Source organism: Sphaerisporangium sp. NBC_01403, assembly GCF_045040145.1.
GTDB classification, from domain to species: Bacteria; Actinomycetota; Actinomycetes; order Streptosporangiales; family Streptosporangiaceae; genus Sphaerisporangium; species Sphaerisporangium viridialbum.
Window position 1 is genome coordinate 8,671,364 of sequence record NZ_CP109534.1, and the last position, 22,600, is coordinate 8,693,963.

24 protein-coding genes are annotated in these 22,600 nt (G+C 70.4%); 20 read left to right on the forward strand and 4 right to left on the reverse strand.

What is annotated here, in order from left to right; translation table 11 throughout:
- Nucleotides 1–143 precede the first annotated feature (143 nt).
- Nucleotides 144–1,763: an antibiotic biosynthesis monooxygenase gene (locus OG589_RS39045; protein WP_405143612.1), complete on the forward strand. Its 1,620-nt coding sequence runs from the start codon at nt 144–146 to the stop codon at nt 1,761–1,763.
- 8 nt (nt 1,764–1,771) lie between these two features.
- On the opposite strand, the gene OG589_RS39050 is transcribed toward OG589_RS39045, so the two are convergent.
- The gene (locus tag OG589_RS39050) at nt 1,772–2,020 is read right to left on the reverse strand and encodes a glutaredoxin family protein (RefSeq protein WP_405143613.1); all 249 of its coding nucleotides are present in this window, start codon (nt 2,018–2,020) and stop codon (nt 1,772–1,774) included.
- A 243-nt stretch (nt 2,021–2,263) separates the two neighbouring features.
- On the opposite strand from OG589_RS39050, the gene OG589_RS39055 reads away from it, so the two are divergent.
- The 13 genes from OG589_RS39055 (at nt 2,264) to ccsB (ending at nt 15,718) form a co-directional block, all read left to right on the forward strand.
- Entirely contained in the window at nt 2,264–2,959 is a 696-nt protein-coding gene (locus OG589_RS39055) for a redox-sensing transcriptional repressor Rex (RefSeq protein WP_405143614.1), read from the forward strand.
- The gene (locus OG589_RS39060; RefSeq protein WP_405143615.1) at nt 2,956–4,299 is read left to right on the forward strand and encodes a glutamyl-tRNA reductase; all 1,344 of its coding nucleotides are present in this window, start codon (nt 2,956–2,958) and stop codon (nt 4,297–4,299) included. The genes OG589_RS39055 and OG589_RS39060 overlap by 4 nt, the downstream gene beginning before the upstream one ends.
- Entirely contained in the window at nt 4,296–5,228 is a 933-nt protein-coding gene (hemC, locus tag OG589_RS39065) for a hydroxymethylbilane synthase (RefSeq protein ID WP_405143616.1), read from the forward strand. Before OG589_RS39060 ends, hemC begins: the two co-directional genes overlap by 4 nt.
- A gap of 50 nt (nt 5,229–5,278) precedes the next feature.
- Nucleotides 5,279–6,907 (forward strand): uroporphyrinogen-III synthase, encoded by a 1,629-nt coding sequence (locus tag OG589_RS39070; protein ID WP_405152214.1) that lies wholly within the window; start codon nt 5,279–5,281, stop codon nt 6,905–6,907.
- A gap of 76 nt (nt 6,908–6,983) precedes the next feature.
- Entirely contained in the window at nt 6,984–7,973 is a 990-nt protein-coding gene (hemB, locus tag OG589_RS39075) for a porphobilinogen synthase (protein ID WP_405143617.1), read from the forward strand.
- Nucleotides 7,974–8,055: 82 nt separating this feature from the next.
- The gene (locus OG589_RS39080) at nt 8,056–8,709 is read left to right on the forward strand and encodes a bifunctional DNA primase/polymerase (protein WP_405143618.1); all 654 of its coding nucleotides are present in this window, start codon (nt 8,056–8,058) and stop codon (nt 8,707–8,709) included.
- Between the two features lie 60 nt (nt 8,710–8,769).
- Nucleotides 8,770–10,074, forward strand: coding sequence for a glutamate-1-semialdehyde 2,1-aminomutase (hemL, locus tag OG589_RS39085; protein WP_405143619.1), 1,305 nt, complete (start codon nt 8,770–8,772; stop codon nt 10,072–10,074).
- A 49-nt stretch (nt 10,075–10,123) separates the two neighbouring features.
- On the forward strand, nt 10,124–11,095 hold the full coding sequence (locus OG589_RS39090) for a LysR family transcriptional regulator (protein ID WP_405143620.1): 972 nt from the start codon (nt 10,124–10,126) through the stop codon (nt 11,093–11,095).
- A 13-nt stretch (nt 11,096–11,108) separates the two neighbouring features.
- On the forward strand, nt 11,109–11,750 hold the full coding sequence (locus OG589_RS39095) for a histidine phosphatase family protein (protein WP_405143621.1): 642 nt from the start codon (nt 11,109–11,111) through the stop codon (nt 11,748–11,750).
- A gap of 89 nt (nt 11,751–11,839) precedes the next feature.
- Complete coding sequence (locus tag OG589_RS39100; protein WP_405143622.1) at nt 11,840–12,418, forward strand: TlpA family protein disulfide reductase; 579 nt, start codon at nt 11,840–11,842, stop codon at nt 12,416–12,418.
- A 12-nt stretch (nt 12,419–12,430) separates the two neighbouring features.
- On the forward strand, nt 12,431–13,162 hold the full coding sequence (locus OG589_RS39105; RefSeq protein ID WP_405143623.1) for a cytochrome c biogenesis CcdA family protein: 732 nt from the start codon (nt 12,431–12,433) through the stop codon (nt 13,160–13,162).
- Nucleotides 13,162–14,745: a cytochrome c biogenesis protein ResB gene (locus OG589_RS39110; RefSeq protein WP_405143624.1), complete on the forward strand. Its 1,584-nt coding sequence runs from the start codon at nt 13,162–13,164 to the stop codon at nt 14,743–14,745. The genes OG589_RS39105 and OG589_RS39110 overlap by 1 nt, the downstream gene beginning before the upstream one ends.
- Nucleotides 14,735–15,718 (forward strand): c-type cytochrome biogenesis protein CcsB, encoded by a 984-nt coding sequence (ccsB, locus tag OG589_RS39115; protein ID WP_405143625.1) that lies wholly within the window; start codon nt 14,735–14,737, stop codon nt 15,716–15,718. Before OG589_RS39110 ends, ccsB begins: the two co-directional genes overlap by 11 nt.
- 124 nt (nt 15,719–15,842) lie before the next feature.
- Here the strand turns inward: ccsB and OG589_RS39120 are convergent, their stop codons facing one another.
- Complete coding sequence (locus OG589_RS39120) at nt 15,843–16,151, reverse strand: PLDc N-terminal domain-containing protein (RefSeq protein ID WP_405143626.1); 309 nt, start codon at nt 16,149–16,151, stop codon at nt 15,843–15,845.
- Nucleotides 16,152–16,297: 146 nt separating this feature from the next.
- Between OG589_RS39120 and OG589_RS39125 the strand changes: the two genes are divergently transcribed.
- The gene (locus OG589_RS39125; protein WP_405143627.1) at nt 16,298–17,362 is read left to right on the forward strand and encodes a hypothetical protein; all 1,065 of its coding nucleotides are present in this window, start codon (nt 16,298–16,300) and stop codon (nt 17,360–17,362) included.
- Nucleotides 17,363–17,372: 10 nt separating this feature from the next.
- The gene (locus tag OG589_RS39130; RefSeq protein ID WP_405143629.1) at nt 17,373–17,618 is read left to right on the forward strand and encodes a hypothetical protein; all 246 of its coding nucleotides are present in this window, start codon (nt 17,373–17,375) and stop codon (nt 17,616–17,618) included.
- A gap of 263 nt (nt 17,619–17,881) precedes the next feature.
- Here OG589_RS39130 and OG589_RS39135 read toward each other — a convergent pair whose 3' ends face one another.
- Entirely contained in the window at nt 17,882–18,121 is a 240-nt protein-coding gene (locus OG589_RS39135) for a BldC family transcriptional regulator (protein ID WP_189165217.1), read from the reverse strand.
- A gap of 293 nt (nt 18,122–18,414) precedes the next feature.
- Here OG589_RS39135 and OG589_RS39140 point away from each other — a divergent pair, with 293 nt between their 5' ends.
- On the forward strand, nt 18,415–18,615 hold the full coding sequence (locus OG589_RS39140; protein WP_405143631.1) for a DUF4229 domain-containing protein: 201 nt from the start codon (nt 18,415–18,417) through the stop codon (nt 18,613–18,615).
- On the opposite strand, the gene OG589_RS39145 is transcribed toward OG589_RS39140, so the two are convergent.
- Complete coding sequence (locus tag OG589_RS39145; protein WP_405143633.1) at nt 18,612–19,910, reverse strand: hypothetical protein; 1,299 nt, start codon at nt 19,908–19,910, stop codon at nt 18,612–18,614. The genes OG589_RS39140 and OG589_RS39145 overlap by 4 nt on opposite strands.
- A 77-nt stretch (nt 19,911–19,987) precedes the next feature.
- Here OG589_RS39145 and OG589_RS39150 point away from each other — a divergent pair, with 77 nt between their 5' ends.
- The 3 genes from OG589_RS39150 to OG589_RS39160 all read left to right on the forward strand — a co-directional run bounded on the left by OG589_RS39150 (nt 19,988) and on the right by OG589_RS39160 (nt 22,576).
- Entirely contained in the window at nt 19,988–20,722 is a 735-nt protein-coding gene (locus OG589_RS39150) for a demethylmenaquinone methyltransferase (RefSeq protein ID WP_405143634.1), read from the forward strand.
- A 128-nt stretch (nt 20,723–20,850) separates the two neighbouring features.
- Nucleotides 20,851–22,125, forward strand: coding sequence for a geranylgeranyl reductase family protein (locus OG589_RS39155; protein ID WP_405143635.1), 1,275 nt, complete (start codon nt 20,851–20,853; stop codon nt 22,123–22,125).
- A 91-nt stretch (nt 22,126–22,216) separates the two neighbouring features.
- A complete protein-coding gene (locus tag OG589_RS39160) occupies nt 22,217–22,576 on the forward strand; it encodes an NADH-quinone oxidoreductase subunit A (RefSeq protein ID WP_203993453.1) in 360 nt (119 codons plus the stop codon).
- Nucleotides 22,577–22,600 lie beyond the last annotated feature (24 nt).

The window sequence follows — 22,600 nt, forward strand, 5'->3', positions numbered from 1 at the left end:
GTGCGTGCTCGAACACTCTAGAAATCATCGGGAAATTACACAATCCACTTTGCCTCAGTAACTACCACGCGTAACAGGAGTGATGCGGCAGTTCGGGCATCGGCTACCGGTTTGGAGGTAATGTCCGGCAGAGTTGGGCCATCATGGAAGTCCTCGTTGCCGTCACCGCCTTCGCCGGTGCACTGTTCGCCGCCATCACCACTGGCATCCTGGTCGGACGTCTCCGGGACGAACGGAGCGGCTGGCTGATCGCCTGGACCATCACCACCTCAGCGCTCTGCCTCGCACTCGGCGCGGTCGCCGTCGGGCACCTGATGAAGTTCGGGCCCGTCACCTTCCGCGTCTACCAGATCACCGGAGCCTTCCTGGCGCCGTTCTGGCTCGCGGTCGGCATGATCCAGATGCTCGCGCAGAAGGCGCCCGCGAAGTTCGCCGCCTGGCTGCTGGGCATCGCGTTCACGCTGATCACGACCGTGATCATGATCCTGGACCCCATCAGCGACCCCGACAAGTTCGCCTACACCCTGCCGCTCGGCGACATCCACTGGACCATCATCCCGACGGCCCTGCTGAACGCCGCCCACGCCCTCACGTACCTGATCCTGATCGGCTGCCTCATCGTCGCGGTGCTGCGCTGGCGCAATGGGGACGACCTCGACGCCGACAACATGCACGCGGGCGTGGTGCTGGCGCCGACCGGGCTCGCCCTGGTGGGCGCCGTCCGCTTCGCGATCCCCGGCGTCTTCGCGGCGCTCGTGATCACGCTCATGGTCGGGGCCGTGTGGTACGCCGTCGCCCGCCCGCTCGCGCCGTACGACGAGGAGCGGGACGACTCCGACGACGATGACTGGGACGACGAGCGCCCGCCCTTCCGCCGCCAGGCTCCCGAGGCCGCGTACGAGTCCGGGCCGCTGCCCGCCACCCCCGCCGCCGCCTCGACGCCGCCTCCGCGACGCTCCGGCCTCGGCGACCTCGTGGCGGAGTACCGCGCGGGCGACCAGGGTGATGTGGACTTCGCCGCCCGCATGCAGCCCTCCGGCGGGTACGGCGCCTCGGGCGGCCCGAGGACCGGCGAGGTCATAGGCCCGGACACGGCCGGCGGCCTCCCCGGACAAGGCCTCCCCGGACAAGGTCTCCCTGGACAAGGTGGGCCCGGCCTCGGAGGCGTGACCGGGTCCAACATGCCGGGCCAGCCCGGGTCGCGGCACGCCCAGAACCCACTTCCCGGACCATCCGACCCGGGCTACCCCGGGCAGAACGGGTCGCACCACGCGCCGGGGCAGCAGGACTACTCCATGCCCGCCACCGGCGCGCTGTTCCCCGGCAACGAGCTGCAGCCGCCCTTCGGAGGACGTCTCGACCAGGCCGCCGCCTCAGGAGGAGGGCGCCGCGCCGACGTGCCGCTCGTGGGCTCCGGCTCGGTCAGGCCCTCGCCCAGCATCTACGGCCTGCTCACCGTCTTCACGCTGATGGACGGAGCCGGTGAGGCGTTCGACCGCCTCGCCGAGGAGACCGTCGAGGCCGTACGCCGGAGCGAGCCGGACACGTTGATCTTCATCTGCCACGCGGTCAAGTCGGCGCCGCTCCAGCGCATCGTCTACGAGCTCTACCGCGACGAGGTGGCGTTCACCGAGCACCAGCGACAGGCGCACATGGAGCGCTTCGCCCGCGAGCGGGTGGCGCACGTGCTCGCGGCGAACGTGATCGAGCTGAACGTCAACGCCGCCAAGGTGGTGCCGCTGCCCACGGCGTTCCGCGTCTGACGAAAGAGCTACGAGGTCAGGGCGGCGCGGAGGCGGGTCTCGTCGACGCGCCAGAAGTCGTGCTGCACGCCGTCGATCAGCGTGACGGGGATCATCTCCCAGTAGTCCCGCTGGTCGGCCTCGGAGGCGGTGATGTCGCGCTCCTCCCAGGAGACCCCGAGATCGGCGGCCACGCGCTGGATGACGGCCCTGGCGTCGTCGCACAGGTGGCACCCGGGCTTGCCGAGCAGGGTGATCGTGTGGTCTCGCGGAGCCATGAGCCCAGCCTAACGGCCCCGCCGGCCGTGTCATGGATCACAGTCATGAGGGCCGGATCCCGGACCGCCACCCCTACCTGGGAAAGTTGACACCCGAGAGTCCGCGCTCGCACTTTGTGCATAGCTTCACAAAGGTACTAACCTGGATGCCTGCGCCCTCTCCTCGACATCCGTCAACCGCGAGCGCGGCCGGGGGCGCACCGGCCGCCCGTCCCCTGGAGTTCCGGCCAAGTGATCCGCCGCATGTCCCAAGCGCGTGAGCGTGGCATCCCCGATGCGACCGTCGCGAGGCTTCCGCTGTACCTGCGCGCTCTGAACGGGCTCGCGGAGCGGGGCATCGCCACGGTGAGCTCGGAGGATCTCGCGGTCGCTGCCGGAGTCAACTCCGCCAAGCTGCGCAAGGACCTGTCGCACCTCGGGTCGTACGGCACGCGCGGCGTCGGCTACGACGTCGAGTACCTGATCTACCAGATCTCCCGCGAGCTGGGCCTCACCCAGGACTGGGCCGTGGCCATCGTCGGGGTGGGCAACCTCGGACGGGCGCTCGCGAACTACGGCGGGTTCGTCTCCCGGGGCTTCCGGGTGGCCGCGCTGTTCGACGCCGACACGAGCGTGGTCGGCGAGCGCCTGGTCGGCATGGCCGTCGACCACATAGACCAGCTCGAAAGCGTGATCGACAAGCGGGGGGTCTCGATCGTGGTGATCGCCACACCCGCGACGGCGGCGCAGCAGGTGGCCGACCGGGTCATCGCAGCCGGGATCACGAGTATCTTGAACTTCGCCCCCGTCGTGCTGACCGTGCCTGACGGAGTCGATGTCCGCAAGGTCGATCTCTCGATCGAACTGCAAATTCTTGCGTTTCATGAGCAGCGCAAAGCGGATCGCGAAACAGGGAGTCCCATGATGGCCGGAGACTGGGCCGAGGCGATGGACGCATGAGCCTTCTCGCGGTTGGTCTCAGCCACAGGACAGCGCCGGTGGCGCTGCTCGAACGCGTCGCGGTGACCGGCGACGCCCTCGTGAAGCTCCTGCACGATCTGCGGAGCGACGCGCACGTGTCCGAGGTCATGATCGTCTCCACGTGCAACCGGGTCGAGGTCTACGCCGACGTCGACCGCTTCCACGCCGGGGTGACCGCCGTCACCGACCTTCTCAGCGACCACTCCGGGGTCCCCCAGGAGCAGCTGACCCGCCACCTCTACGTCCACTACGAGGACCGCGTCGTCGAGCACCTGTTCACGATGGCCTGCGGTCTCGACTCGATGGTGGTGGGCGAGGGGCAGATCCTCGGCCAGGTGCGCCAGTCGCTGCGGCTGGCCCAGGAGCAGGGCACAGCGGGCACTGTGCTCAACGAGCTGGCCCAGCAGGCGCTCCGCGTCGGCAAGCGCGCCCACACCGAGACCGGCATCGACCGGGCGGGCGCCTCCCTCGTCGGCGTCGGCCTCACCCTCGCCGAGCGCGTCCTCGGCCCGATCGCGGGCAGGCGGGCGCTCGTGGTGGGCGCCGGGTCGATGAGCGCGCTGTCCGCGGCGACGCTCGCCCGCGCCGGGGTCACCGACATCGTGGTCGCCAACCGCACCTTCGAGCGCGCCGCCCGCCTGGCCCAGACCGTCGGCGGCCGTGCCGTCGAGCTGGCGGAGGTCGAGCGCGAGCTGCCGGGCGCCGACCTGGTCATCTCCTGCACAGGAGCGGGTAGCGTTGTCATCGGCACCGAAATGGTGGCGCGAGCCGTACGCGAGAAGCCGCTCTTCCTGCTCGACCTCGCGCTCCCGCACGACGTGGACCCGGGCGTGCGCACGCTTCCGGGCGTCACGCTCGTCGACCTCGAGTCGATGCAGGAGGCGGGGGTCGGTGATCAGGGCCAGGGCGGCGGCTCCGACGACATCGTCGCGGTCAGGTCCATCGTGGCCGCAGAGGTCTGCGAGTACCTCCGTGCCGAGCGCGCGGCCAAGGTCACGCCGACCGTGGTGGCGCTGCGGGCCAAGGCCGCCGACGTCGTCGAGGCCGAGCTGGGGCGCCTCGTCACGCGGGTGCCCGAGATCGACGGGCGGCTGCGCGGTGAGATCTCCCAGACCGTCAGGAGGGTCGTGGACAAACTGCTCCACGAGCCGACTGTGCGTGTCAAAAGGTTGGCGGCGTCCCCAGCGGGCGATCATTATGCTGAGGCGCTGCGCGAGCTGTTCGACCTGAACCCGAAGGTGCCCGAGGCAGTGACGAGAGCCGACGTGGCCGAGGTGGAGACCGACTTGACCGGTCGAGCCGGCGAGGAGGAGGCATGACCGAGGGCCTGATCACAGCGCGGAGCGTCCTCCGGCTGGGCACCCGGCGGAGCCTCATGGCGACCACCCAGTCGCAGCTCGTGGCCGACCGGCTGACCGAGCTGACAGGGCGTCCTGTGGAGCTCGTCGGCGTCACGACCTTCGGCGACGTCACCAAGACCCACCTGGCGCAGCTCGGCGGCACCGGCGTGTTCGTCAGCGCCCTTCGCGACAAGCTGATCGATGGTGAGATCGACTTCGCGGTCCACTCCCTCAAGGATCTGCCGACCAAGCCCGACCCGCGCGTCGTCATCGCGGCCATACCGCCGCGCGACGACCCGAGGGACGCCCTCGTCGGCTCCGCCAAGCTCGTCGACCTGGCCCCCGGCGCCCTGGTGGGCACCGGCTCCCCGCGCCGCGTGGCCCAGCTGCGCGTGCTGCGGCCCGATCTCGAGTACGTCCCGATCCGCGGCAACGCCGACACCCGCATCGGCAAGGTGACCTCCGGAGAGCTGCGGGCCATCGTGCTCGCCGCCGCCGGGCTCGGCCGCATCGGGCGCGAGACCGAGATCGCCCAGCTCTTCGAAGTTTCCGAGATGCTTCCCGCGCCGGGGCAGGGGGCGCTCGCGGTCGAGTGCCGCGCCGGCGACGCGGCGCTGATCGAGTTGCTCGGAGTGCTCGACGACCCGCGCACACGCGCCGCGGTGACCGCCGAGCGCGCCGTGCTCGCCACCCTCGAAGCCGGTTGCAGCGCGCCCGTAGGTGCGTACGCGGCCGATGACGGGCACATTCTCAACCTGACCGCCGCCGTGGTCGCCTTCGATGGCACACGGTCGGTGCGCAAGTCCACCGCCGGTGATCCCTCGGCAGCCATGGAGCTCGGACGCGAACTCGCGACCGCCATGATCTCCGAGGGGGCCGGCATGTTGATGGGGGAGCGGACCCATTGAGCTCCGGAAGCAAGACCGGCAAGACGGCCGACACCACGACGGCCGGCACCATGACTGATGAGAGCGGCGAGGCAGTGGAGAGGAGCGCGGCCACGACGGGTGCGACGGAGACGGCCGGTGAGCGCCCTGCCGGGTTCGTCGCCTTCGTGGGAGCCGGGCCGGGTGACGAGAACCTCCTCACCCTGCGCGGCGCCGACCTGTTGTCACGGGCCGACGTCGTCGTCCTCGACAGGGAGGCGTACGGGGCCCTGCTGCGCCACTGCTCCGAGGACGTCAAGGTCGTGGACGTCGCCGGCGAGATGGGCGCGGTGTCGTTGAAGGCCGTGCAGGAGGCCAAGGCGGGATGCCGCGTCGTGCGCCTGTGCGCGGGCGATCCCGGCTTCTTCTCCTCGGTCACCGAGGAGGTGGCGGCCTGCGCCAAGGCGGAGGTCGACTTCGAGATCGTCCCCGGCGTGCCGCCGGCCACGGCGGTGCTCACCTACGCGGGCATCGCGCCGGCCGTGGCGGTGCCGGAGTTCCGCATCGTGGACGCCACCCAGGTCGACGACTGGTCGGTCCACGCCGCCTCCGCGGGCACCGTGGTGATCTACAACGGCATCACCGAGGCGGTCGCCATCGGCAAGGCCCTCATCGCCGGGGGCAAGCCCGACACCACCCCGGTGGCCGTGACCCAGAGCGGCACCACCACCGAGCAGTACACCGTGGTGTCCTCGCTCGGCAGGCTCGCCGCCGACCTCAAGCACGCGGGCATCGCCGAGCCCGCGCTGATCGTCGTGGGCGACGCGGTCGGCACGCGCGACCGCCTGTCGTGGTTCGAGAACAAGCCGCTGTTCGGCTGGCGCGTCCTCGTTCCCCGCACCAAGGAGCAGGCGGCCGGGCTGTCCGAGCAGCTCCAGTCGTACGGCGCGGTGCCGGAGGAGGTGCCGACGATCTCCGTGGAGCCGCCGCGCACCCCCCAGCAGATGGACCGCGCCATCAAGGGCCTGGTGACCGGCCGCTACGAGTGGGTGGCGTTCACCTCGGCCAACGCCGTCAAGGCGATCAGGGAGAAGTTCGAGGAGTACGGCCTCGACGCTCGGGCGTTCGCCGGCCTGAAGGTCGCGGCCGTCGGCGAGGCGACCTCCAGGGCGCTGGTGGAGTTCGGGGTCAAGCCCGACCTCGTGCCGGTGGGCGAGCACTCCTCCGAGGGGCTGCTCGCCGAGTGGCCGCCGTACGACTCCATGCTCGACCCGATCAACCGGGTCCTGCTGCCCCGGGCGGACATCGCGACAGAAACGCTCATCGCCGGGCTCACCGAACTCGGCTGGGAGTGCGACGACGTGACCGCCTACCGCACGGTGCGGGCGGCCCCGCCGCCCGCCCCGATCCGCGAGGCGATCAAGGGCGGCGGCTTCGACGCCGTGCTGTTCACCTCGTCCAGCACGGTCAGGAACCTCGTCGGCATCGCGGGCAAGCCGCACAACGTCACGGTGATCGCGGTCATCGGGCCGCAGACCGCGAAGACCGCCGAGGAGTTCGGCCTGCGGGTCGACATCATGGCCGACAACCCCTCGGCGTCGGCGCTGGCGTCCGCGCTGGCGGAGTACGGCGCCAAGCAACGTCAGGCGGCCGTCGCGGCCGGTGACGTCCCCCGGCGGCCCTCGCAGACGCGCAGGGGTGCTCGCCGCCGGGCCAGATAACCGAACAGTCGATTTCCCCATCGTCGCGCCTCGCGCGTACGCGAGATCCGGGACAGGGTCGGGGAGGGGAGACAGGATGAGCAACGCGGAGTTTCCGGTGGCACGGCCTCGGAGGCTGCGGCGCACCGCGCCCATGCGCCGCATGGTGGCGGGCACTCGGCTGCACCCGGCCGAGCTGGTGCTGCCGATGTTCGTCAAGGAAGGCGTGAGCGACCCCCAGCCGGTCACGTCGATGCCGGGCGTGTTCCAGCACACGCGCGACTCGCTGCGCAAGGCCGCCCACGAGGCGGCGGAGGCGGGCGTGGGCGCGCTGATCGTGTTCGGCATCCCGGCCGTCAAGGACGCCAGGGGATCGGCGGGCGACGACCCCGAGGGCATCGTCCAGCTGGCACTCGGAGACCTGCGCGCCGACCTCGGCGACTCGATCGTGGTGATGAGCGACACCTGCCTCGACGAGTTCACCGACCACGGGCACTGCGGCATCCTCACCGCCGACGGCGAGGTCGACAACGACGCGACCCTGGAGCGCTACGCGTCGGTGGCGGTCGCCCAGGCGGCGGCGGGGTCGGAGGTGGTCGCCCCCAGCGGCATGATGGACGGCCAGGTCGGCGCGATCCGCGCCGCGCTGGACACCAACGGCTTCTCGCACATCCCGATCCTCGCGTACTCCGCCAAGTACGCCTCGGGCTTCTACGGGCCGTTCAGGGAGGCGGCCGAGTGCGCTCCGCGGTTCGGGGACCGCAGCGGCTACCAGCAGGACCCCGCGGGCCCGGTGGGCGAGGCGCTCCGCGAGGTGCGCCTTGACCTGGCCGAAGGCGCGGACGCCGTCATGGTCAAGCCCGCGCTGGCCTACCTGGACATCCTGCGGCAGGTCCGCGACAGCGTAGACGTGCCCGTCGCGGCCTACCAGGTGAGTGGCGAGTACGCCATGGTCGAGGCGGCCGCGGCCAACGGCTGGATCGACCGCGAGCGCATCATCATGGAGTCGCTCATCGCCATCCGGCGCGCCGGGGCGGACATGATCCTCACCTATTGGGCTACAGAAGTGGCCAGGAGACTATCCTGACGGGCCATTTCCGGGGGTCGGGTCACCTGACCCGGTCGCCATCGGGCATCATCGGGGAAAGGCAGGGTGGGGGAGGAACACGATGGTGGGGGTACCACTGACGGCTCGCCGGGCGAAAAGGCGCGGTCGTTCCCATGCGAAAGCGCAGACGATCGCCTCGGTGCTCGAGTACGCCGAGCTGGGGTGGGCGAGCTGTCTGGGCGCCCATCCACTGCGTGAGGGACGCCGGGCGTGTTCGTGCGACCGCGTCGGCTGTCCCGACCCGGGGGCCCATCCGCTGTCTCCGGCCTGGCAGATGATGGCCACCACGGACACCGCGCTGCTCACCCGCTGGTGGGAGCAGAATCCCGAGGCGAGCGTGATCCTTCCCACGGGCAGGGTGTTCGACGTCTTCGACGTACCCGCGGCGGCGGGCCAGACCACCCTCGCCGCCATGGAGGCCTCTGGCTTCGCGACGGGCCCGGTTGCCGCAGGCGGCGACCGGGTCCTTTTTTACGTCGCCACGCGAGGCGCTCCCGAGGACGAGGACGAGTGGTGGTCCTGCCACCTCGACTACGGCCCCGAGACCATCGAGGACTCCCCAGGGCTCCGCTGGCACTGCCGCGACAGCTACGTCATCGCCCCGCCGTCGTCGCTGGCCGACGGCAGCCAGGCCCGCTGGCTGCGGCCACCCGACGGGCGTCCCCTTCCCGACCCGCTGCACGTCCTCGACCGCCTGGCCGACGCCATCGACTGAGAGCCGTCGCGCCCCCTACTCGGCTGACGGGCCTCGCAACGCGGGGACTAACCTTGACGCGTGAGCCTTACGAAGATCTCAGAGGACCTGTTCGAGCGCGCCCGGGCCGTCGTGCCGGGCGGCGTGAACTCCCCGGTGCGCGCCTTCGGCGCCGTCGGCGGCACCCCGAGGTTCATGGAGTCGGGGCAGGGCCCCTACATCGTCGACGCCGACGGCAACCGCTACGTCGACCTGGTCTGCTCCTGGGGTCCGATGATCCTCGGCCACCGGCACCCCGCCGTCGTCGAGGCGCTCACCGAGGCCGTCTCGCGCGGCACGTCCTTCGGCACGGCGACGCCGGGTGAGGTCGAGCTGGCGGAGGAGATCGTCTCCCGGGTCGACCCGGTCGAGAAGGTCCGGCTGGTCAGCTCGGGCACCGAGGCCACCATGTCGGCGGTGCGGCTGGCGCGCGGCTTCACCGGCCGCTCCCGCGTCGTCAAGTTCGCCGGGTGCTACCACGGGCACGTGGACGCGCTGCTCGCCTCCGCGGGCTCGGGCGTGGTGACCTTCGGGCTGCCCGACACCCCCGGTGTGACGGGCGCGTCGGCGGCCGACACCATCGTCCTTCCTTACAACTCGCCCGAGGCGGTCACCGAGGCCTTCGAGGCCTTCGGCGACGAGATCGCCTGCGTGATCACGGAGGCCTGCCCCGCCAACATGGGCGTGGTGCCGCCCAGCCCGGGGTTCAACGCGCTGCTGCGCGAGCTGTGCACGGCCAGGGGCGCCCTTCTCATCATCGACGAGGTGCTGACGGGCTTCCGCGTCTCCGCCTCCGGCTGGTACGGCCTGGACCCTGTGGACGCCGACCTGATGACGTTCGGCAAGGTCATGGGCGGCGGCCTGCCCGCAGCGGCGTTCGGCGGCCGGGCCGAGGTCATGGACCGTCTCGCGCCCGAGGGCCCCGTCTACCAGGCGGGCACCCTCTCGGGCAATCCCTTGGCGTGCGCCGCCGGCCTCGCCACCCTGCGGGCCTGCGACGAGGAGGTGTACGACCGGGTGGACGCCGCGGCCCTGATCATCGGCCGCGCCGCGTCGGACGCCCTGGCCACCGCAGGGGTGCCCCACCGGCTGCAGACGGCGGGCAACCTGTTCTCGGTCTTCTTCACCGCCGACCCGGTCACCGACTTCGCGGGCGCGCAGACCCAGGACACCTTGGCGTACCGCGCGTTCTTCCACTCCATGCTCGACCAGGGCGTCTATCTCCCGCCGTCGGCGTACGAGGCGTGGTTCCTGTCCGCGGCGCACGACGAGGAGGCCATCACCCGGGTCGCCGAGGCGCTGCCCGCCGCCGCGAAGGCCGCCGCTTCCGCGTCCTCGCGAGGCTGACCCTTCAGCTCAGGCGAGACTTACACGATAAATCGTTTAGCATCGCTATATGCTGGATTTGCACCGTCTCAAGGCCCTGCACGCCGTCGCCGTCTACGGCTCGGTCGGCGCCGCCGCCGAGGCGCTCATGGTGACCCCGTCGGCGATCTCCCAGCAGCTCGCCAAGCTCGAACGCGAGACCGGTTCCACGCTCATCGAGCGCAGCGGGCGCGGGGTGAAGCTCACCGACGCGGCCGGCCTGCTCGCCGAGCACGCCGAGCGCATCCTGGCACTGGTGGAGACGGCGGAGGCCGATTTCGAGGCGCTGCGGGGCACGGTCGTCGGGCGCCTGTCGATCGCCGCCTTCCCGACGGCCGCCAGGGGCGTGCTCCCGAGCGCACTGAGGGAGCTGAAGCACCGCCATCCCGACCTCGACCTCGTGCTCTACGAGCGGGAGCCCGAGCGTCAGGTGCGCGAGGTGGCCCGGGGCGAGCTCGACCTCGCCCTGGTGCAGGACTGGCTGAACCGTCCGATGGCCATCCCTGAGGGGCTCTCGCGTGCCCCGCTCTTCGACGACGTGGCCGACGTGGTGGTGCCCGCGAGCCATCCCCTGGCCGACCGGCGCGAGATCGACCTCGCCGAGCTGCACGGCGAGCGGTGGATCAGCTCCTCACCGGGCACGGTCTGTCACGACTGGCTGGTGTTCACCCTGAGGACGGCGTCGCTGGAGCCGGAGTTCTCCTGCATGGCCGACGAGTACCCGACGCAGATCGCCCTGGTCGGGGCCGGGCACGGCTGTGCCATCGTGCCGCGCCTCGGCAGGGAGACACTGTCGGCCGACGTCCGGGCGGTGCCGATCCTGCCTCGGCCGACCCGCCGCATCTTCGCCCTGTGGCGCACCGACGCCGCCAGGCGCCCGGCGATCCGGGCGGCCGTCGACGTGCTGCGGCAGATGACCCCGCCCCCGGGGCTGCTGTCCGTCTCCGGCGATGTCGGCACGTCCGCCACGTCAGGTCATGCCGCGGCCCGTTCTGGCCAGTAGGCTGGTGTCCGTCATGACTGAAAGCACCGTTGTTCACCTGCTCCGCCATGGAGAGGTGCACAATCCCCAGGGTCTGCTCTATGGCAGGTTGCCCGGATACCACCTCTCGGAGAACGGTCGCTCGATGGCCGAGATGGTGGCCAAGGCGCTCGCGGGGCGCGACATCGTCGCGCTGTACAGCTCCCCGCTGGAGCGCGCCCAGGAGACCGCCACCCCCCTGTCGAAGACGCTGGAGCTCCCGATCCAGACCGACGCCAGGTTGATCGAGGCCGACAATGTCTTCGAGGGCCTGGCCGTCGGCGGGATGTTCCGGGCGCCCGCCAACTACCGCCATCTGTGGAACCCCGCCCGTCCCTCCTGGGGCGAGCCGTACGTCGACATCGTGAAGCGCATGCGCCCCGTGATCGACGACGCGCGCGCAAAGGCGCGGGGGCACGAGGTCGTGCTGGTCAGCCACCAGCTCCCGATCTGGATCATCCGGCTGGCCGCCGAGGGCCGCAGGCTGGCGCACGACCCCCGCAGGCGCCAGTGCGCGCTCGCGAGCCTCACCAGCTTCACCTTCGAAGGCGACCGGCTGACCAGCGTGGGCTACAGCGAACCGGCAGGGGCGCTCATCAAACCGCCTAAACTACTCAAATCGGCCAAACGGCGGTAGTCACCGGAGCCGCCCCGATTTCGAGGGCGTGCGGTGCGCTCGGTAGGGTTTGAAGCTCTACCGCTTGTAGTGCAAGGAGATCCTCCTCCGTGTCCGCGAAGTCACGTGCCCTCGTCACCATGGTGCTGGCCATGACGGCTCTCGCGGGCTGCGCCGGAACCCAGGCATCACAGCCCCAGTCGGGCGACACGCGCTTCGTGGCGGGCAACGGCGCGGTGCAGCTCTTCCCGGCCGGGCAGCGGCAGGCGGCCCCCGCGATCGAGGGGGAGACGCTGGAGGGCACCCCCGCGAGCCTCGCCGACCACAAGGGCCGGGTCGTGGTGCTGAACTTCTGGGCCTCCTGGTGCGCGCCCTGCCGCAGCGAGGCCCCGGTGCTCAAGGACATCGCCGCCAAGACCAAGGACCTCGGCGTCCAGTTCCTCGGCGTCGACTTCAAGGACGACAAGGCGCAGGCCATGGCCTTCCAGCGCACCCAGCAGCCCGGCTATCCCAGCCTGTACGACCAGCCCGGCAAGGTCGCGCTGGCGTTCCACGGCATGGTCAACCCCGCCGCGATCCCCTCCACGCTCGTGCTCGACCGGCAGGGCAGGGTCGCGGCCCGCGCCCTCGGAGAGGTCAAGTATTCCGACCTCTACGACGTGGTCACCAAGGTCGGCGATGAGAAGTAGCGGCGGTGCGCCGTGAGCGACCTCACGACCACCGTCGCGGCCGGCTCGCTCATCGTGGCCCTGCCCATCGCGCTGGCGGCCGGGCTGGTGTCGTTCCTGTCGCCGTGCGTGCTGCCGCTGGTCCCCGGATACCTGTCGTACGTCACGGGCATGAGCGGCGACCCCAGGCGCGGGCGCATGGTGGCGGGCAGCGCCCTGTTCGTGCTGGGCTTCTCCCTGGTCTTCGTGCTGGGGGGCGCGTTGTTCGGCGGGCTCGGGCAGATGCTGTTCGGCAACGCCGAGGTGGTCACCCGCGTGCTCGGCGGCCTCACGATCGTGCTCGGCCTAGGCTTCCTCGGCCTGATCCCCGGCCTTCAGCGGGACGTGCGCATCCACCGCTTCCCCGCCGCCGGCATCGCGGGCGCGCCCCTGCTCGGCGTGGTGTTCGGCCTCGGCTGGACCCCGTGCATCGGCCCCACGCTGTCGGCCGTGCTCACGCTGTCGCTCGACCAGGGCAGCGCGGTGCGGGGCGCGGTGCTGGCCTTCGCGTACGCGCTGGGCCTCGGCCTGCCGTTCGTCCTCGCGGCCCTCGCCTACCGCAGGGCGCTCCACACGTTCAAGGCGGTTCGCCGCCACTCCCAGCTCATCACCCGCATCGGCGGGGCCATGCTGGTCCTCGTCGGCGTGCTGCTGGTGACCGGCCTCTGGGGCCAGATCATCGCGGGCATGCAGGGCTGGGTGGGCGGATTCGAGCCGATGATCTGATGACATTCACCCAGGAGGTCCGCGCTGACCCGGTGCGCCCCGCCGGTCTCGGCCCGGTGGGCTGGTTGCGCTGGGCCTGGCGCCTGCTCACCTCGATGCGCACGGCGCTGATCCTGCTGTTCCTGTTCGCGCTGGCCTCCGTGCCGGGCTCGATCTACCCGCAGCGGTCGATCAGCCCCGAGAAGGTCGCGCAGTACTTCAAGGACAGCCCCGGCGCGGCCAAGTGGCTCGACCGGCTCGGGCTCTTCGACGTCTTCACCTCCCCGTGGTTCGCGGCGACGTACCTGCTTCTGTTCCTCTCGCTGGCCGGATGCGTCATCCCCCGGGCGGCCGCCCACCTGCGCGAGGTCCGGCGCACGCCTCCGGCCGCCCCGCGCAACCTGTCCAGGCTTCCCCAGCACGCGTCCTTCGAGGCCCCCGGCGCCACGGTGGAGTCCATCGCCGCGCAGCTCAGGAAGAAGCGCTTCCGCACGGTCACCGGCCCGGGCTGGGTGGCCGCCGAGAAGGGCTACCTGCGCGAGACCGGCAACCTGCTGTTCCACGTCGCCCTGCTCGCCCTGCTGGTGGCGGTCGGCGCGGGCGGCCTGTACGGCTACCGGGGCAACGTGCTGATCGTCGAGGGCAACGGCTTCGCCAACACCGTGGCGGCGTACGACAGGTACATCCCCGGCCAGAACGTGTCGGCGGAGTCGCTGGAGCCGTTCTCCTTCACGCTCAAGGACTTCCAGGCCACCTACGTCGCCACGGGCGACCGGCGCGGGCAGCCGCTCGACTTCTCGGCCGCGCTCATGGTGACCGACCGCCCAGGCGCGCGTGAGCGGCCGTACGACCTGCGGGTCAACGAGCCGCTGGACGTCAACGGCACCCAGACCTACCTGATCGGGCACGGGTACGCCCCGACGTTCAAGGTCCTCGACGGGAAGGGGCAGGTGGCCTTCGAGGGTTCGGTGCCGTGCCTGACCGCCGACCAGGTGACCTACACGTCCGAGTGCGTGATCAAGGTGCCGGACGCCGTGCCCGACCAGCTCGGATTCCTGGTGCGCTTCCTGCCGACGACGGTTCCCGCGCAGGACGGCTCGTACGTCTCGGTCTTCCCCGGCGCGGCCAACCCCACGGCCCAGGTGTTCGCCTTCTCCGGCGACCTCGGGATGAAGTCGGGGGAGCCGCAGTCGGTCTACCAGCTCGACACCAAGAACCTCAAGCCCCTGGTCATGGGGCTCAAGACCAAGCCGCTCGCCGTCGGCGAAACCCTGCCGCTGCCGGGCGGCGCCGGGTCGATCCAGCTCACCGGGGTGCGCGAATGGATCAGCCTCCAGATCGCCTACGACCCCGGCAGGATCCCGGCCCTGCTCGCCGCGGGCCTTTCGGTCCTCGGGCTCGTGCTCTCGCTCACCGTCCGCCGCCGCCGGGTCTGGGCGCGGGTGAAGGAGGGCGAGGGCTCCACCGAGGTCGAGGTCGGCGGGCTGACGCGCACCGAGGGCGGCCCCGGCTTCGCCGAGGAGTTCTCCCAGATCGTCACGGCCCTTCGAGGTCCCGAGGCCGGCGATGCCGCCTCGCGTCAAGGAGTAAAGGATGCCCACTGACGTCAACTCAGGGCTCGCCACGCTCAGCGACCAGCTGATACTGGCGACCGTCCTGCTGTATGTCCTCGCCATGATCGGTTACGCGCTCGACCTCGGCTTCGGCCGGGCCCGGCCGGCCGAGGCGGCGCGCGAGCTCGTCCCGGTCGGCGGCGGCACGGCCGTCGCCGAGGCCGGCACCACCGCCGCCCGTACGGGGGAGGCCGGAGCGGGCTCCACGGGCGCGGGTGACGCGGGCCGCACACCGCCCGCCTGGGCCGCCCGGGCGGGCACTCTCGCGGTCGCCGTGAGCTGCCTCGGGTGGGCCGCCAACCTCGGGGCCATCATCACCCGGGGCGTCGCGGTGGGCCGCTGGCCGTGGGGCAACATGTACGAGTTCGTGGTGGCGATCTGCTTCGCCGCCGTGACCGCGTTCCTGGTGATGCAGGCCCGCCAGCCGGTGAGGTTCCTCGGGGCCTTCGTCTCGGTCGCGGCGGCACTCGGGCTCGGCTTCGCCGTCCGCTACCTCCACGTGCAGGCGGGGCCGGTCGTGCCCGCGCTCAACTCGTACTGGATCGCCATCCACGTCACCGCGGCGATCTTCGCGAGCGGCCTGTTCATCGTCGCCGGGGTCTCTGGCATCCTGTTCCTGGCGCGCAAGGACGGCCCCTCCCGGCTGCCCGGGCGCGACGATCTGGAGCGCGTCGCCCACCGGGCCATCGTGATCGCCTTCCCGATCTGGACGTTCGCGGTGATCGCGGGCGCCCTGTGGGCGGACAAGGCGTGGGGCCGCTATTGGGGCTGGGACCCCAAGGAGGTCTGGGCGTTCATCACCTGGATCGCGTACGCGGCGTACCTGCACGCGAGGGCCACCGCCGGTTGGCGCGGCAGGGCGGCGGTGATCGTCCAGCTGGTCGCCTTCGGGTGCCTGCTGTTCAACCTGATCGGCGTGAACATCTTCCTGTCGGGCCTGCACTCCTACGCGCAGGTGCCCTGAGCCCCTAAGCGTCCCCTGAACGGCCCGCTGCTCCCCTACGAGCGGGCCGTTTCGGCGTCCGTGCCCGCCGATCGGGCCGGCACGGGCGTGCTGTCTCCAGGCGGTCAGGGAGACGCGCGGGGGGTCAGTCGTCCTCCCTGCGGAGGCGACGGTCTAGGTCGCGGAGGAAGTCGGGGTCGTCGTCGGGTCCACGGGGCACGGAGGGCCGGGGGCGGCCGGAGCGGCCGATGCGCTGCCGCTGAACTGCCTGCTCACTCTGGGGGCGGCCGAGCAGCAGCCACAGGAGGCCGCCGAGGTCGACCAGGAGGACGACGATGAGAACCCACAGAAGCTTGGGCAGGTTTCTTACGTCCTCCTCCGGTGTGGTGATCACATCGAACAGGCAGTAAAGCCAGAAGGCTAACAGGGCCAGGCCAAGAAGCACGCTAGGCATGTCCGCAGCGTAAGCCATTCGACGGTAGATCGTGTTTTCGGGGCGTGACAGCGTGCCGCGGATCCATCCCCGTAGGAGATTCCTGATGACTTCCCGCGCGGCCTCGTCGTACCGTGGACCGTGACCACGCTTCGCGGACGGGAGAGGTGCGTGCAGATGTTCGCGCTCGCTCGGGCCCCCTGGCCGTCGCCTTGACGGCGTACTCCGGCGACAGGGGTCGCCATCGCAGGGGCCCGCGCTGGCGGCAGAAGGCGCCGTACGGCCTTCCCCGCCGTGGAGAGGCCCCCCGCGAGGGAACCCCCGAGCCCTCGGACGGGCGTCCCGAGTCCTTCCGCGAGGGCCGTCCTGAGTCGTTCCGCGAGGGCCGCGAGGGCCGCGAGGGCCGCGCCGACCAGGCGCGCGACCGCGCGGACTACCGCGACAGCGGGCGCAGGGCGAACCGCCGCGAGAGCCGCGCCGACGCGTTCTGGGAGGGCGAGCAGCCCAGGGCCGATGCCATGCGGGCCGTCACCGCCCCCGTGGTCGACAGGCCGCAGTACATCTGGCGCGATTTCGAGCTGGACGACGAGCCCCCGCTGGCCCAGCCCAACTCGCCCGACACGCCCGACCTGCGCGACGGGCTGCGGCACTGCGGGCCGCTCGAACAGATCCTCTACCGCCAGTGGGACGCCCTGGACGGCCCCCCGTCGGCCGACGCGGTGCGCGCCGTGGACAGCCTCGCCAGGCTCCCCGAGCGCCTGAAGGCCCTCCTGGCGGTCGGACTCGACGGCATCTACGTCGGGCCGGGCGGCGTGCCCGATCTGGACGACATGGGCTATCTCCGGGGCGCGCCGCTGCCCTCGGGCAAGGCGACCTGGGACGTCTGCGCCGGCGCGTACGGCGACCGCAAGATCGTGGTGGGTGACCGGCCCTCGCCCACGCCCGACGTGATGATGCACGAGACGGGTCACGCCCTCGACGACATCGACGCCGCGCACGGCGAATGGGTGTCCGACTCGCCGGAGTTCGTCGCCCTCTACGAGGAGTGCGGGCACCTGTTCGCCTCGGCGTTCCACAAGCAGCCGGGTGGCCTCGGCCGCAAGGAGTTTTTCGCCGACGCCTTCGCGGCCATCGCCTCCCGGCAGCGGCCGGCACTGGTCGACATGCTGAACGGAGACACCCGCGCCGCTCTCAATGTCATGCTCTTCTTCAACCGGCGCTACGGAATCTAGGTGATCCGCCATGTACGTCATCCGGCTCGCGGACGGGACGTTGCGGATACCGCATTCCCTCACCAGTGACGACGGCCGCCTGATCGGCAACGCCTACGTGGAGCTCGCCCCCAGCGACCCCGACTACGACCGCTGGCTGCCCGAGTCCATCACCGAGGAGCAGGACGCCGAGCGGCGCAGGCGCTGGAAGGACGAGAACGACGAGCTGGAGCGTGAGTTCCTGGCGTTCAAGGAGTCACAGGCCACCGACCACTGAGCCGCGGAGGCCGCCCCGGGCCGGGTCGCGTGCCGCCCGGCGTGCCCGCTCGCGGCGCCGGGAAGCGGAGCCGCTCGGAAGGCCGCACCGGCCGGACACGGAACACAGATCGCACCCGAAAAAGCATTAAAGGCGCGTCCCAAAAAAAGAACAGTGACCCTGCGGCTTCCGGGGGGCACGCAGGATCACCGGGTGGTGCGACTTGGCTTGGAGTTCACCGTGCCCCCGATGGTCGCCGGGGACGGCGTTCCCTCGCCTGTACATCAGACACGCGGTGAGTCGCCGCTCGGCCGTTCGGCCGTTAGGACTTCCTCGCCACGCAGGAGAGCGTGCACCTCCGACTCGCGGAAACGCCGGTGCCCTCCGGGGGTACGGATGCTGCTGATGCGGCCTGCCGCTGCCCAGCGCGTCACCGTTTTTGGATCGACCCGGAAGAGGGCGGCAACCTCTCCGGGGGTCAGCAGACGTTCGCTGCTACTCTCCACAATCTCTCCCCCTCGCATCCCGCATCCTGAAGCGGGCGGACAGGTATCCAGTTTGCCGAGCGAAATCTGATATATCCGTGATTTACATCGAAAGATCACGGGTTGTTATCAGCTGACTGCCCGTTTGTTATATGATAGAGCCTCTTTGGGGCGCTCGTGGGTGTTTCTTTACAAAAGCGCCGTGTTGGGAACACTAGCAGTGCTCGCTCCCGATGCGAAGTGAGCGGTGTAAAGCTCCACGGACGTAATCAGCTCCCGTCCAGTGGAGGCCGTAGACCGCTCCAGCGGGCAGGTGACGTAACCTCGACGTTGTGCGATCGTTTCTCGTTTACACCGCGTCACGGCTTGGTCTGTTCGCCGTCACCCTTGGTGTCCTCTTCCTGATCGGCATCCACAACGCCTTCTGGCTCATCGTGATCAGCTTTGTGATCAGCGGCATAGCCAGCTACGTGCTGCTGTCCAAGCAGCGAGACGCGGTGAGTGAGCAGATCAGCAAGGGCCACAGGGGTTAGGGAAGCGGGAACATGCCGACCCGGGCATGGTACTCGTGTCCGAGGTGCGTGGTGTCGCTTCCGACGAGAAGGCCGCCTTTGTGAGCCAGGAACGCTTTGACACCGATGCCCCGGTCGCGAGTTGGGTTCCATGTGAGTGCTCTGCCGGTGGCGGGGTGAATCGCTCCAATGCCGGGTCGCGCCACCGCTCCGGGCCCCGCTGAGTCCGACCCTCGGGGGTTGTTCAGCCACCGCTGATGGCCGCCGACGTAGACCGCTGCCCCGGTCACCGCGACCGAGTACAGCGAGTCGCCGCCGGTGAAGTTGACCCATGTGGGCCTGATGGTGTCACCGTGTGAATAGGTCTCGAAGCGCGCCGCTGAATCGCACAGCTTCTTGGCGCCCTTGGCTCCTCCTGTCGTCACGATGACGAAATACTGTCCATCTGGTGAGAAATCCAGGCCTCGCACGTAAGAGGGGAACACGTCCTTACAGTCGGCCGCGTACGCCTCGGTGTGCCAGTCGGTTACCGAAGGCCGCGCGGCGCCGATGTCGATCAGTCCCAACTGCGGGCGGCGCAGCCCGTCCAGTGTGGTGAAGGAGCCGTCCACCGCGAGCCGGTCGCGAGTGGCGGCCATCGCGTAGACCTTGAGGCTGCCGCCGCGCCCACCTCCCGGCGTGACGGTGAAGGACGGGTCGACCGCCCCGGTGGCCGCGTCGAGGCGGGCCAGCGCGGCGCGGCCGGTGCGGCCGATGCCGGTGAAGTCGCCGCCGACGTACAGCCTGCCGCTGTGGAGTACGAGGGCGGAGACGTCGCCCCCGCGCACCGGGGCGGAGAAGCCGGCGACCGGCGAGCCGTCGGCGAGGCTGAACCGGGCCAGGCCGCGGCCGGCCCCGAGCGCGCCGCCGGCCGCGCCTCCGGCGGTGACGAACGCGCCGCCGGCGTAGACCGAGCCGTCCGGGCCGGCCGCCAGGGCGTTGACCGGGCCGTTCAGCCGGGGGGCGAAGCGGGGGTCCACCTTGCCGGTGGCGAGGTCGTAGGCGAAGAGGTTGCTCCTCGGCAGCTTCGCGGAGCCGCCCGCCTCGCGCACCTCGCTGAACGCGCCGCCGACGACGACGGTGCCCCCGACCAGGGCGAAGGCGTTGACGATGCCGTCGAGCACGTGGGGGGTGGTGTCCACGGGGTCGGCCGAGACGACGTGGGTGTGCGCGATGTCCCCCGCCGAGGCGGGGGCGCAGGGAAGGACGGCGAGGGCTCCCGCGAGCAGCGGGAGGGCTATGACGGCCGACTTGCGGGTCGACTTTCGGGCAAACATTCGTCAAGTCCTAGCAGACGCCGAGTAATGAGGCGGCTACTTTGGGTCGATCACGTCATGCGCACTAAGCTTGTCGCATGACGCGTGCATCCTTGGACAAACAGCCGCACGAGGTGGCGGCGATGTTCGACCGCACGGCCCGGCGCTATGACTTGGTCAACGATGTCCTGTCGCTGGGCCAAGACCGGTCATGGCGCAAGGCCACCTCGGTCGCCGTCGACGCCGGCCCGGGTGAGCTCGTCCTCGACCTCGCGGCCGGCACCGGCACCTCGACCGACGCCTTCACCGGCCTCGGGGCGCGGGCGATCGCCTGCGACTTCTCCCTCGGCATGCTGCGCACGGGTGCCGAGCGGCGCGGCGGGTCGGGGCTGCACGGCGGGGGGGTGCGCGGCGTCACGTTCGTCGGGGGCGACGCGCTCAGGCTTCCCTTCGCGGCCGACACTTTCGACGCGGTGACGATCTCGTTCGGGCTCCGCAACGTCAACGACACGGTCGAGGCGCTGCGCGAGATGCTGCGGGTCACCAAACCGGGCGGGCGGCTGGTGGTGTGCGAGTTCTCCAGGCCCACGGTGAAGTCCTTCGAGCTGGTTTACACGCAATACATCATGAAGCTCCTGCCGCCCGTCGCCCGCGCCGTGAGCTCCAATCCCGACTCCTACGAATATCTCGCCGAGTCGATCCGCGCCTGGCCTGATCAGGCCAGTCTCGCCCGGCTTCTCCAGGAGGCGGGCTGGGAACGGGTCGAGTGGCGCAATCTTTCGCTCGGCATCGTGGCACTGCATCGGGCTGGTAAACCAACCGTGAGCAAGTAGGTAAGCTCCATCTGACATCGGGCAGGGAAAAAGGGTTAGACTTCCGCCGACAAGTTTGTGAAGTGGTTCACAAAGGAACGAAGGCCCCAAACCCCGAGGCCCTCGACACCCAGGACAGGACAGGTCCCGTGAGCGAGTCAGCTCCCGCGGCGGACGCCGACATCATCGTCGTCGGTGCCGGACCGGCGGGTTCGACCACGGCTTTCTACCTCGCACAGGCCGGCTTCGACGTGCTGCTGCTGGAGAAGACCCGATTTCCGCGCGAGAAGGTGTGCGGAGACGGGTTGACGCCGCGCGCCGTCAAGGAGCTGATCGCCATGGGCGTCGACATCGACGCCCCGGGGTGGATCAGGAACAAGGGGCTCCGGGCCGTCGGCGGCGGCATGCGCCTCGAGCTCGCCTGGCCGGAGCTGTCGAGCTACCCCGACTTCGGCCTCGTGCGCACGCGTCTCGACTTCGACCAGATCCTGGCGGACAACGCCGAGCGTGGAGGCGTCAGGGTTCTGCAGGGCGTGAACGTCACCGGTCCGGTGCTCGACCCGCGCGGCGGCCACATCGTCGGAGTGACCGCCAAGCTCGATGGCGAGCCGGTGACCTACCGCTCGCGCCTGGTCGTGGCCGCCGACGGCAACTCCACGCGGCTGTCCCTGTCGATGGGCCTGCACAAGCGCACCGACCGCCCGATGGGCGTCGCCGTGCGCACTTACTACACCAGCCCCCGCCACGACGACGACTGGCTGGAGACCTGGCTGGAGCTGTGGGACACCGAGCCGGACGGCTCCTCCCGGCTGCTGCCCGGCTACGGCTGGGTGTTCGGCGTCGGCGACGGCACCAGCAACGTCGGCCTCGGGCTCCTGAACACCAGCGCGGCGTTCCAGAACATCGACTACCGCGATCTGCTGCGCCGCTGGGTCAAGAACATGCCCTCCGAGTGGGGGTTCTCCGAGGAGAGCATGACCGGGCCGATCCGGGGCGCCGCGCTGCCGATGGCCTTCAACCGGCAGCCCCACTACACCCGCGGCCTGGTGCTCGTCGGCGACGCGGGCGGCATGATCAACCCCTTCAACGGCGAGGGCATCGCCTACGCGATGGAGACCGGGCGCATCGCCGCCGACACCATCGTCACGGCCCTGTCCGGCACCACCCCCGCCCAGCGGGAGCGCGTCCTGCGCGCGTACCCGCAGACGCTCAAGGACGCCTACGGCGGCTACTTCACCCTCGGGCGGCTGTTCGTCGAGGCCATCGGCAAGCCCGGCGTGATGGGGTTCCTCACACGGCACGGCATGCCACATCCCAGTCTGATGCGGTTCGCTCTGAAACTCCTTGCTAATCTCACGGACCGGCAGGGCGATGCGTCAGACCGGATCATCAACGCCCTGTCCAAGGTCACGCCGCCGGCATGACACAGCACCCGGAACGAAGATCGATGATCGACCTGCCTAGACTCAGCAACCGATTGACCGAAGCTTCAGCGCTCAGAGGGGACGCATAGCGATGGAACTGTATGTGCCTATCCTGGTGCTCGCGGTTCTCGCGGCCGGCTTCGCCGTCTTCTCCGTGGGAATCGCGCCCTTCACCGGCCCCAAGCGCTGGAACCGCGCGAAGCTCGACGCCTACGAGTGCGGCATCGAGCCAACGCCGCAGCCCGTCGGCGGCGGCCGGTTCCCCCTGAAGTACATGATCACGGCGATGCTCTTCATCGTGTTCGACATCGAGATCATCTTCCTTTATCCGTGGGCGGTCGCTTTCGACCAGCTCGGGGTCTTCGGGCTGGTCGAGATGGTGCTGTTCATCGTCACCGTCCTGGTCGCGTACGCCTACGTGTGGCGTCGCCGCGGCCTGGACTGGGACTGAGAGGCAGCGTGCCGGAGGCGCGCG

Coding starts and splice junctions, on each gene's coding strand:
- OG589_RS39045 (WP_405143612.1), top strand. CDS start 144: ATGGAAGTCCTCGTTGCCGTCACCGCCTTCGCCGGTGCACTGTTCGCC.
- OG589_RS39050 (WP_405143613.1), bottom strand. CDS start 2,020: ATGGCTCCGCGAGACCACACGATCACCCTGCTCGGCAAGCCCGGGTGC.
- OG589_RS39055 (WP_405143614.1), top strand. CDS start 2,264: ATGTCCCAAGCGCGTGAGCGTGGCATCCCCGATGCGACCGTCGCGAGG.
- OG589_RS39060 (WP_405143615.1), top strand. CDS start 2,956: ATGAGCCTTCTCGCGGTTGGTCTCAGCCACAGGACAGCGCCGGTGGCG.
- hemC (WP_405143616.1), top strand. CDS start 4,296: ATGACCGAGGGCCTGATCACAGCGCGGAGCGTCCTCCGGCTGGGCACC.
- OG589_RS39070 (WP_405152214.1), top strand. CDS start 5,279: ATGACTGATGAGAGCGGCGAGGCAGTGGAGAGGAGCGCGGCCACGACG.
- hemB (WP_405143617.1), top strand. CDS start 6,984: ATGAGCAACGCGGAGTTTCCGGTGGCACGGCCTCGGAGGCTGCGGCGC.
- OG589_RS39080 (WP_405143618.1), top strand. CDS start 8,056: ATGGTGGGGGTACCACTGACGGCTCGCCGGGCGAAAAGGCGCGGTCGT.
- OG589_RS39090 (WP_405143620.1), top strand. CDS start 10,124: ATGCTGGATTTGCACCGTCTCAAGGCCCTGCACGCCGTCGCCGTCTAC.
- OG589_RS39095 (WP_405143621.1), top strand. CDS start 11,109: ATGACTGAAAGCACCGTTGTTCACCTGCTCCGCCATGGAGAGGTGCAC.
- OG589_RS39110 (WP_405143624.1), top strand. CDS start 13,162: ATGACATTCACCCAGGAGGTCCGCGCTGACCCGGTGCGCCCCGCCGGT.
- ccsB (WP_405143625.1), top strand. CDS start 14,735: ATGCCCACTGACGTCAACTCAGGGCTCGCCACGCTCAGCGACCAGCTG.
- OG589_RS39120 (WP_405143626.1), bottom strand. CDS start 16,151: ATGCCTAGCGTGCTTCTTGGCCTGGCCCTGTTAGCCTTCTGGCTTTAC.
- OG589_RS39130 (WP_405143629.1), top strand. CDS start 17,373: ATGTACGTCATCCGGCTCGCGGACGGGACGTTGCGGATACCGCATTCC.
- OG589_RS39135 (WP_189165217.1), bottom strand. CDS start 18,121: ATGCGAGGGGGAGAGATTGTGGAGAGTAGCAGCGAACGTCTGCTGACC.
- OG589_RS39145 (WP_405143633.1), bottom strand. CDS start 19,910: ATGTTTGCCCGAAAGTCGACCCGCAAGTCGGCCGTCATAGCCCTCCCG.
- OG589_RS39150 (WP_405143634.1), top strand. CDS start 19,988: ATGACGCGTGCATCCTTGGACAAACAGCCGCACGAGGTGGCGGCGATG.
- OG589_RS39160 (WP_203993453.1), top strand. CDS start 22,217: ATGGAACTGTATGTGCCTATCCTGGTGCTCGCGGTTCTCGCGGCCGGC.